Source organism: Methanosarcina sp. KYL-1, assembly GCF_024372725.1.
Taxonomy (GTDB): Archaea; Halobacteriota; Methanosarcinia; order Methanosarcinales; family Methanosarcinaceae; genus Methanosarcina.
In genome coordinates this window covers 111,704-122,066 of sequence record NZ_VOUA01000008.1, presented here as the reverse complement: position 1 = coordinate 122,066, position 10,363 = coordinate 111,704, and the positions used below count along the sequence as shown (strand labels likewise).

The 10,363-nt window shown below is 42.2% G+C and carries 5 protein-coding genes; 2 read left to right on the top strand and 3 right to left on the bottom strand.

Features of this window, described 5'->3' with window-relative positions; translation table 11 throughout:
* Positions 1 to 50: 50 nt before the first annotated feature.
* The 3 genes from FTO70_RS08295 to FTO70_RS08285 form a co-directional block, all read right to left on the bottom strand.
* On the bottom strand, positions 51 to 1,826 hold the full coding sequence (locus FTO70_RS08295; RefSeq protein WP_255335271.1) for a hypothetical protein: 1,776 nt from the start codon (positions 1,824 to 1,826) through the stop codon (positions 51 to 53).
* A gap of 662 nt (positions 1,827 to 2,488) precedes the next feature.
* Positions 2,489 to 3,871 carry a hypothetical protein gene (locus FTO70_RS08290; protein ID WP_255335270.1) on the bottom strand — a complete coding sequence of 461 codons (1,383 nt, stop codon included), beginning with the start codon at positions 3,869 to 3,871 and terminating at the stop codon, positions 2,489 to 2,491.
* Positions 3,868 to 5,265: an McrB family protein gene (locus FTO70_RS08285; protein ID WP_255335269.1), complete on the bottom strand. Its 1,398-nt coding sequence runs from the start codon at positions 5,263 to 5,265 to the stop codon at positions 3,868 to 3,870. Before FTO70_RS08285 ends, FTO70_RS08290 begins: the two co-directional genes overlap by 4 nt.
* Before the next feature lie 307 nt (positions 5,266 to 5,572).
* Between FTO70_RS08285 and FTO70_RS08280 the strand changes: the two genes are divergently transcribed.
* Together FTO70_RS08280 and FTO70_RS08275 are read left to right on the top strand one after the other, a co-directional pair.
* Positions 5,573 to 8,620: a M1 family metallopeptidase gene (locus FTO70_RS08280; protein WP_255335268.1), complete on the top strand. Its 3,048-nt coding sequence runs from the start codon at positions 5,573 to 5,575 to the stop codon at positions 8,618 to 8,620.
* Between the two features lie 600 nt (positions 8,621 to 9,220).
* On the top strand, positions 9,221 to 9,616 hold the full coding sequence (locus tag FTO70_RS08275; RefSeq protein ID WP_369694349.1) for a DUF1622 domain-containing protein: 396 nt from the start codon (positions 9,221 to 9,223) through the stop codon (positions 9,614 to 9,616).
* The last annotated feature ends 747 nt before the right edge of the window (positions 9,617 to 10,363 follow it).

Below are 10,363 nucleotides of genomic sequence, written 5' to 3'. Positions count from 1 at the left end.
TAGTATGTTTATACTTCTCATTGAGGAATGGCTGAGAAGAAAGTTAAAGGTCAGGTTAATGGTGGAGTGTTTGAGGTAAATGAATGGAGAGGAGACATGGAGGAGAGATTTTTAGCGAAGTACTGTACTTGTTTGTTGATAGAAAATATGATTAGTTGAAAATCATGATCCAAATATTTCAAAAGGGAAAATAGATTATCTTTTCTTTTAATCTCATTATTATCAATGTTTTCAAAAATGTCGTCAATCATACCAAAACTAATATTTAGAACATTTTTTTCTTGATTTATTTTTAAAATAGTAGCCCACAGAGCAATATCCACAAGTCTTTTATCTGAAAAACCAATCTCTTGCACTGAACAAGTCCTTATAGAACTTCCATTATCTAAAAACATAGAACCATTCTTCAGTGCAAGATTATAAGGAAGGGGAAAAACTAACTTACCATAAATATCATTAAGTTTTTCGTTAAATTCATCAATTGCTTTTCTACTTTTTTCTTCCAAAACATTATGCAAATACGTTGCTGACCTTTCGACCTCCTCTGAAATTAGTTTTATTTCATTTTCAACTTTAGATATTTCATTACCTATTTCATGTCTTAAGGTCTTGATTTTTTCAAATTCAACTTCATACTTTTGTAAAACAGATTTGTAGTTCTCATATTCTTCTTTTAAGTTTCTCTTATCTTTAGCATTTTCAAAGATTCTGAGAATGACAGAATTTACTTTAACATGTAACTTTTCGTTATTGAGTACATCAATTTCTGAATTTATATGTTTAAGTTCATTTTTGATCTTTTCTTCCTTTTCCATTAATTCGATTACTCTCTTATTAGAGGCAATAATTTCATTATTCAGTAACTCATAAAGTCTGCCATCATAGTGTTCCTGTCCACAAAAAGGGCACATAGACCTCTTTTTTCTATTTACTATTTTAACTACATCAATGTCCTTGCTACATACCGGACACACCAAAACAGAAAGTGTTTGTTTTACTACATCTATTAGTTCTTGGTTGAAGTACCCCTTTCTATCACTGAGTTCCTTTCCATTTCTAAAAAGTTCTTCATTTTTACTTGTTTTCAGTGATACCAGTTGCTTAATTCTTTGAGTTATATTTTCATTTTTATCTAGTGCAGATATTGTTTCATCTATTTTTCCCGAATCAAACTGCTCAATAAATTCTTTGATTTCATTGTAGTGGTTTTTATTCCTTAATTCTTTCAGATCGGAATCTTTAAGATCCTTCAACAAATTGTTTTTTCTGATTTCAAGCACTTCTTTTTTTGAATGCAGGCATTTTATGTGTTCTTCAAGAATTTGCCTTTCTTCACTTACCTCTGGACCACTTAAAAAAGAAGTAATCACGTATTCCAATTGTTTCTGAGAACTGCTTGTTATCAAAGAATTTTCATCGCTTTGAGGAACTCTAAAAGCATCAATCATTTTCTTGGCAAAAATTGGGTCGGGAATATTGAGAAATTCAAATAATTTTTGAGTTACTTGTCTTGAACCTTTAATTTCTTTAGCTGTATTAAGTATTTTCATTTTTGGTTCAGAGTTGTATTTCCTTTCAATTTTGAAAGAAATTTTCCCATTACTCAGCCAAATCTCAGTATCCGCAAGTTTAACTGACCGTTCTATAAACTCATATCCAAAAATAGCATATGTTATGGCATCAAAAGTAGTAGTTTTGCCAGTGCTGTTCGTACCCTGAACAAAAAAAGACTTTCCATCGAGTGTTTTTTCTACCCTTTCATACTCAGTACTGTGAAATTTCTTGATATCTAATTTCTGTATGTAATAATTGTTTACTTTGTTCATTCTTTATCCCCCGAATATAATGAATAGATTTGTTCATAGTTTGTTACATACTGAGAGAAATCATTCTTAAAATTTACAAAATTAATTGCATTCACAAAAATTCCAAAAATAATTATGCACCAACCATGGATGGAAAAATGTAGGAAGTCTAAAGAATTCAATTGCAGAATTTTTAATTTATAAAAAATAATTATAAGTATAAACAAAAGGATCCAAGATACACTCAATATGTATTGTGAAAATAATGTATTCACGTATCTATCAATTTTGTCTATTTCTTTTCTATTTTCTTCATTTAGTTTGTAATACTCATGCTTCAGTCCATTTTTTCTAAAACGTATTTCTAAACCAAGCAAATGTTTCTTAAAAATTAAATCTCTAACCTGTCTATTCTTTGAGAACTCTTGAAATATAATGTAAAAGCAAAGGACAAAAACAATAACGATTAGATCACTTTTGCTTTGGATGAAATCGGGATAACCAAATACTACAAGATAAAATAAGAAAAGAGAAATAATTGAGGCCTTATACTCTTTTTCTACAAAACTTGCTATAAAATTATTCATGTAAAACCATCAAGTCCCCAACTTTTAAGAAATAATATAATGTTAGACTGATCTCTTAATATTTATTTATTACTTAATGAAAATGAAATCCTTATTTCACACAACCCCAACCAAATGCTCTTTCTCAATCTCCGAAATAAAATCAATAATTGACTGCCTCAATCCGAAAAGTTCAGACTTTTTCAAGGGAATCCCTAAAAGAACTACCTTACTCTCAACATTAGAGTGCGGAAAAACATAATCCAGCTCCAAAAGAAACTGTTCATTAGCAGGATAACATAAAATTCCAACTTTATTCTGGTTCTTACTAAAAGCAGTATAGGCCAGCAATTGATGCAAGTCTCTTCTATGTTCCTCTTTTAATTCCTCTGTGCTGCTTTTCAAATTGAACAAATGAGACTTGTATTTTGCATCCACCACAATGTCCAGGTTGTTTTTTACCAGAATTACATCTGGTTCCAGATAATTAAGAGCCCATGGAGGATTAAAACGGGAAAATTGCCTGATTTTGTAATTATTCAGTTGCTTTGCTCCAATTTCTAAAGATACTTGCTTGAATATGAATTGCACATACTTTTCAAATAGAAGTGAAAAATCGATTCTCCAGGCAGTTATTTCTTCAAAATTCCCGGTTAAAATCTTGTTTCCCTGAGCTTTTAATTGTTTAATGACAACGGGATCTGAATTATGAATATGGAGCTCTTTTGTGAATTTATCGGGGAATTCGTACAAAGCATTATCCAAATAGGTTAAAGTGTCCTGAAATTGATATTTGATATGCCGAGGAGTTTTAAACGAGTTAATCTCCTTTTTCGAAATGCTGTAGACGTATTTCAACTCGAAGAATTCACTATGAAATACGCTTAGAGTGTTATCACGGCAGGGAAAAAGCAATCTCTTTGCAGGATCAGACTCTTTTTCAACGTAGCTTTTCCAGTTCACTTCAGATTTTGGATATCGGTGTATTCTTTCGGTGTTCTGAAATTTATTCCACTTTGCTTTTACCGCTTTTTCAAGTAGTTTTACGAACTTTATTGCCTCCAAATAGAGAGGCGGTCTGAGATTCCTATGCGACAGAAGCGGAATTGAATGTTTGAATTCAGGAAGTATTTCAGATTCAAGGAGATTTACGATTTCAACGTACTCTGAAAATTGGTCGTTTACAGAAGTGTAACGGGGTCGAACTACAAAATCCCCTATTTGCTTTCCCGTATCAGGTGCCCGAAGTGGAATTGCTCCGATAAAACGATCGGATCTAAAATTTAAGCTGACACTTTTTCCACTACCTTCAATTCTTGGAGTGACCTCTAGGAAATCAAACAATTCCTTATTGTATTCAACAAATTTTTGAAGAGATTCAGCCAAATACCTACGATCTGCCCCTTTAAACCATTTTTTTGAGAGAAGAAAACCAGAAAGAGATTGTGATTTTTCAATTAGGCAGGGCATCTCAAAAAAGACATTTCCGGGGGAAGTCATTCAAACAAAACCTCACCCAGTCTGTCGTAGAAATATTTCGAGAACTCATCCCTTGCGTTTGTTAAAACACCTTCAGCCAAGTATTCTTTAATTAGGGGCATTAATTCGTATTTTACTCGATCTTTCATCTCAGCTTCGTCTGTGGCTATGAAATAGGCTTGACCGGGTTGCAGATTAAGTTCTTCGCTACTTGCATACCAAGTGAAAATATCATCAAAAGCCGAAAAGTCTTTTTTGAAAAATTTTAAATCAACAGCAGGTTTGATTGGCTTAGGCTTCAATGTGTACCAGGCAAAACGTCTCCGAAGAGCAAAATCGACTACTGCAAGACTTCTATCAGCAGTGTTCATTGTGCCAATAACGTAATAGTTGGAAGGGATTTTACTTATTTCGTAGCCCCCACCAATATCAATTTTTACAGATACTTTTTCTATTTCTAGCTGATACTCAAATAGGTAAAAAATCGGTCCCAGAATGTTGGATAAATTTGCTCTGTTGATCTCATCAACAATTAGCACAACGTTTTTTTCAGGGTTTTCTTCTGCTTTTTTAAGAGAGTCGTAGAAAATTCCTGTTTTTTCCTCATAAGCTAACTGCCCAGCATCAAGGTCGGGTTTTATCCCATATATAAAATCACTGTAACTGGTTTCAGCATGGAACTGAGTGAAGAAAGATTCTGAATTAAGCTTCTGAGCAATAATTCTTGCTAATCTGGTTTTTCCAGTTCCTGGGGCTCCCTGAAGGATCACAAATTTTCTATTTTCCACTAATTTTAATACTTCCTCTTCTTCGTCCACTTCTATCTTTGTTGCAACTTCTGATATCGCCTTTTTGATCGCATTCCTAGCCGGATCATTTCCTGCAAAATTCCTTATCTGAGCATAGGCTGCAACAAATCCTGCAATCATTTTTTGATCCTTTTCAGACGATGGATCTTGAATAATATTGCAAGCAGTTATAAGTTTAAGATACCTCTTTAATGAATTATTCAAGTGAGGGATTCTTGACATAAACTGTTTGGGCAAATTGCTTTCTATGTCCAAGAAGGAAGTTTTGCAGAATCCATTCTGGTCAATAATTGAAGAATACAGTCTCCTAACACCTGGTAAAGCAGCTAGCTCATAATCATTCTTAAACCCCAAAGAGCCTGCTACCAGAGATATTAACCAAGGCTTATCCCCTTCATCAGGGAAAATAACGAGAGAAAAATCATGATAAGGACCAGAAACTTCTTCCTCTGGAGATATTAAACCAAAAAATGCACCACCCTGCTTTAATGCATCTTTTGATGTGTTATTACGGAAAATGTAATCATTTGCCCCTTCTTCACTTTTCGCCCCGAAATTAGCGGCTAATTCTTGTACAAATTCAATAGCCTTTTCAATTTTATTCATGAGGATCATCTTATTTTAAAGCTCAACAAACAATAGCAACAATTCATTATTTTTTAAACAATAAATACTTGACTCCTTTATTTATTTGAGCATATCAGAAAGTAGTTTTTTGAGTAATCTTTTGAAATATCGTGCAGTTTACCGGTTTTTCGGCACCTATTCGAGCAGCCCCCAGGCGAAATATATTAAACCAGTTATAGATTATAGAGAAATTCCTCTTTCCCCCTCAAACTACACCTTTAAATCCCATACCTACCTTTTTTATCCCACAACATAACACTCATAAATTTTCATCGGTGACATTTTCATGAAACAACGGCTTTACAAATATTATCCCGAAGACTTCGGGGAACTCAAGGTTGACGTCCTCCACATGGACCTGGTGTTTGACGTCTATGATGATAGGACGAATGTGAAGTCCATGTTAAGGGTGAAGACCCGGGGCGAGCCAATTGAGCAGCTGGAGTTGAACTGCAGGGACCTGGAGGTCCGGGCTGTAAGCTGCATCCAGTACGAGGTCCACTACAAGTACAGGAAGGCAGACGCCATACTGGAGATAAACTTCCTCGAAAAGGTGCCGCCGGCAACCGAGATTACCATAGTTACGGATACGGTGTGCAGGCCGACGAAGAACATCCTGGAAGGGCTGTACTACGACGAGACGCCGGCGGGAGCTCCTCCGCAGCAGATCACGCAGTGCCAGCAGTGGGGCTTCCAGAGGATCGTGCCCTGCATCGACGACATGTGTGCGAAGTGCACTTACAGGACCACCATCATTGCGGACTCCCGCTACACCAACATGATCACGAACGGGGACGTGGTGGTGGAGAGGCATACCGTAAAGCCGGGAAGGGACAAGATCGTCTACGACAACTCCGTAACCCCGATGGCGACTTACCTCTTTTTCCTGGGGGTCGGGACCTACGCCACATTCAGGCGGGAGTTCGAGTACCCGGACGGGGGCACCTTCATGCTGGAACTGCTCGTGCCGCCGTACTCCGCAACAGGGCCGGCCGAGCGGGCTCTCGACATCCTCTACGACGCCGTGATGTGGGTCTACCTCTTTACCGGGCCGGAACAGTTCGATGAGGAGAAGCTTGCCGTGAGGCAGGAACTCTGGGACCTGGTCCGGAAAAGGGACAGGATAAAGGAAGATGCAAGGTTTGGCCTGGAAAGGGAAGAAGGAGAAGAAGGGGAAGAAGGAGAAGGGCCCGCAGAAGCAGGAGAAGCAGGAGAAACAGGAGAAGGATCAACAGAAGCAGGAGACGGACCGGCAAAAGAAGAAAAAGAAGGATCAACGGAAGCAGGAGCAGGAGCAGGAGAAGAAGAGGACGAGGACGAATTACTCCGCAAGCTCAGGGAACTCCGCAAGCTCAGGGCCGAAATGGCAGCCCTTGTCAGCGGGATCACTCCGGGTTACAAGTATACCGGGACCGTCTACCGGGAGATCGGGATGCAGAACTCGGACTTTGGGGGGATGGAAAACGTGGGGAACACCACGATTACCACGAACCGGATCATGCCCTTCCCGCAGATCACGGACCCGGCTTTCGAGTACATGATCCGGGTCAAGGTGCACGAGTACTACCACAACCTTAACGGCTCCGAGGTGACCGGGAAGAGCCCCTTTGAGATCTGGCTGAATGAGGCTGTGACCGTGCACGTGGAAGAGCAGTACCACGCCTTCCTCTTCGGGGAAGAGTACCAGAGGCTTGCCCGGGTGCTCGACCTGCTCGCGCCGGCTGCGGGGACCTTTGCGCTGGACTCGGGGGCGGCTTCCATGCCCATCATCCCGGACGGCTTCAATGACCCCAACGACCTGATCACGGCCGTCACCTACGTAAAAGCCCCGGAATACGTGCGCATGGTCGAGACCCTGATAGGGAAAGAGGCCTTCGTCCGGGGGCTGGACCGCTATTTCAAGAAGTTCGGGCACTCCAACGCCGCCACGCAGGACTGGATCGAGGCTATTGAAGCCGAAAGCGGGCAGCCCTTAAAGGAGATGTCGGAGACCTGGCTCAAGCAGACAAAGTTCCCGGTGGTGGACGTCTCGACAGGATACGACGAAGCTGCCCGTAAGTTTACCTTCTCCCTCAGGCAGAGAGTCCCGGAAGGCGGAAAGCCCTGGGAGTTCCCCTTCAGGGCGGCCCTCGTGGACGAGACAGGAAAGGACCTGGCCGAAGTCCTGGAAAGGGTCAGCGGGGAGACTGCGGAAATCATTGTGGAAAATGTTGCAAAGCCCGCCTTCCTCTCCCTGAACAGGGGCTACTCCTTCTACGGGAAGCTGGTATATGCCGCAAGCCAGGAAGAACTCCTGCTGCAGGTCAGGAAAGACAGCGACATCGCCGGCCGCTTTACCGCCTTCTACACCCTTGTTGACCGGGAAAAGCTCAGGCTCCTCAAAGACCCGGATGCAAAGCCCTCGGAAGACTTCGTCTCCCTATACTACAAGCTCATAAACGACAGGGACCTCCTGGAAAGGGCGGGGGGCCAGTTCCTGACCATCTTCGAGTCCGTGGAAGCCGAGGAATACGCCCACTCCTACCAGGCGCTCTATGATGCAAAGCAGAAGCTGCTCAGGGCCGTTGCCGCAAAATACAGGAACTCCCTGCTCTCAGCCTACCGCTTCTACGAAGAAGCCTCGGTCCCGAAAGACGAGACCCCGGAAGCCGAAGCCCGCGCAATCAAGAACAGGCAGGCCAAAAACCTCTGCCTGGGCGTGCTCGCTTCCCTCGACATCCCCGATGTCCACGGCCTTGCCAGGCAGCAGTTCGAAGACGCCTTCTGCGCAACCGACAGGCTGAGCGCCTTTTCCGCCTACCTGAACAGCTCAGCCCCGGACAGGCTGGAAGTCTTAAAAGCCTTCGAAGCCGAATCGAAAAAGAACCTGGTCTCCTGGGAAGCCTTCCTTGCCGTAATCGGGAACTCCAGCAGCCCGGATGCCGTTGACCTGGTAAGGGAAATGGAAAAGTCCGACTCCTTCCGGATCGAGCAGACAAACGACCAGCGGGCCCTTTTCGGGAGCTTTGCCCGCAACCGGAAAAAGTCCCTCCAGACCGAAGAAGGCCGCACATTCCTTGCCGAAACCCTCCGGAAACTGGCTGCAGTCAACGAGTACAGCACCGTAAACATGCTCAACGCCTTTGCCAACATCGACCGGATGGACGAGGAATACCGCCTCCCCCTGGCAAAAATCCTGGCAGACCTCCTGGAGGATCTTGACCCCGAAAAGACGCCTAGTGTCTACAACCGGACCCGCAAACTCCTGCTCGGAGCCCCGAAAGCCCTCGGAGAATACGAAGCAGAATACGGGAAGGTCCCTTCCCTTGGGCCGGAAGCCCAGAAAAAGAAATAAGAAAACCGGCAAAAAAATCCTATCTGGCCCTGAAGAAACCATGCTTCACGGCCTCTCCTTCTATTTTTAGCGCCAGATCCGGTTAATCGCTTCCGGAAGAAGAATGCGTATTTTGGGAATAGCTACTGGCCAGGGTATTTGTTCCTGGAATACAATTTCCGGGCTTAATATTTACTTCCGGGGATTTGCCTCCGGAAAAGGCCGGCCTCCTTCGTCGGCCTGTGAGAGCCGCGGCACCTGAAACTCAGATTAAAAACGGTTCACAGGACGAAAGGATGAAGATATTACGGCAGCTGATTTCGGGACCACATCACTAACTCTAAGCCTGCATGCTATTTCTGGAATACTTCACCCACTTTCCCGGAGGCCCGGGTTCCACATGCTTCAGGCCCCGGTAAGGGCCCCCGTTCACAAAGTGAACGGCCTTTTCCTGAAAATGAAAAATGAAAAATAAAAGGCAGCAGGTTAATGCGGCCCTTCGGCTTCTATTCAGAATCAGACCAGCAGGAAAAAATCCTGATTAAAAAATTCAGGTAAGAAGAAATATATATCCAAAAGAATTAAATATTAACAAGAAGTGGCCGGACCTGAGGGGAGAAGGTGCAAACCGTTCACTTCCTGCAGGGGAGAATTTCAGAGTATTTCGAGGTTCGAGGTGGGGAAATGTTTGTGGAACTTCAAGGGCTGCTTTTGAATGCTTTCAATGTGTTTTTCAGTTTTGTGGGTTCACTTCTGATAATCTACGGGGGGCTACGGTCCACTGCCGAAATAATCCTCCTTGAAGTCTTTAAGAAGCCGTACCACTACCAGAATATCAGAAAAGAACTTACAAACAGAATAGTCTTCGGGCTGGAGTTTTTTATCGCTGCGGATGTCCTGGAAACCGTACTGAACCCGACCCAGGAAGAACTGCTTCTCCTGGGAATAGTCGTGCTTATCCGGACGATCCTGGGATACTTCCTCGGCAAGGAAGTTACTGAATACCAGCTCGATTAACCGGACTGCCCTTATAAGATATTACACCGGGAGCCGCTTAATAAGCCAGTAAAAATTGAAGAGGAGCTGGCTTCACTATTCGTATGTTTACTATACAAAGAAATTCCGAAGAAGGTTTATAAATCAAAGAAGGCTCCCTGTAAATAGACGTATACACTTAAAACGTCGCAAAACCAAACATTACAAAAATTTTTTATCCAATTAAGGCCTATAAGAAAATGCAAGTTTATGCAAACTTGGAAAAACGGAAAAACAGAAAAATAGGAATATCTAAAATAATCCACACATCTAGATTGAGAGGAGAGAATTCGCCTCTCAATCCCCGAAGTTTTTCATAGAATCTTAATTTCATACAGTGTACACGAGAACAGACAAAGTTGACCGGGCACGACTTTACGGGCAAAAACCTTCGGGAAAAAGTTGAATTTCTGATTTGCTGGTTGATTTTATCTATTCCTTTCCTGGTCTCCCGGTAAGGCATTTCCCACTTTTTTGCTTGATCCTTTTGCTTGATCCCACTGCAATTTTCGACACATCCCCCAATTTTTTCTTGCCCCTCTGCATTTACCTTCGAAAAAGGCCTAACGTTTTATGCATTCTCCGGTCAATATTTCAAGGGCTTAACGAAGTACAATAATATATTATACAGCCGATATGGAACTACGGGAAACTGTAGGGCCTGTGCAAATTTGCGTCTGTGCAAATTTGAGCTTGTACAAATTCGCTTTACTTCTCAAAGCGCGCGTG

Bases quoted from the DNA above. Each gene is read 5' to 3' on its own strand.
- FTO70_RS08280 (WP_255335268.1), top strand. From the start codon at position 5,573: ATGAAACAACGGCTTTACAAATATTATCCCGAAGACTTCGGGGAACTC.
- FTO70_RS08290 (WP_255335270.1), bottom strand. From the start codon at position 3,871: ATGACTTCCCCCGGAAATGTCTTTTTTGAGATGCCCTGCCTAATTGAA.
- FTO70_RS08295 (WP_255335271.1), bottom strand. From the start codon at position 1,826: ATGAACAAAGTAAACAATTATTACATACAGAAATTAGATATCAAGAAA.
- FTO70_RS08285 (WP_255335269.1), bottom strand. From the start codon at position 5,265: ATGAATAAAATTGAAAAGGCTATTGAATTTGTACAAGAATTAGCCGCT.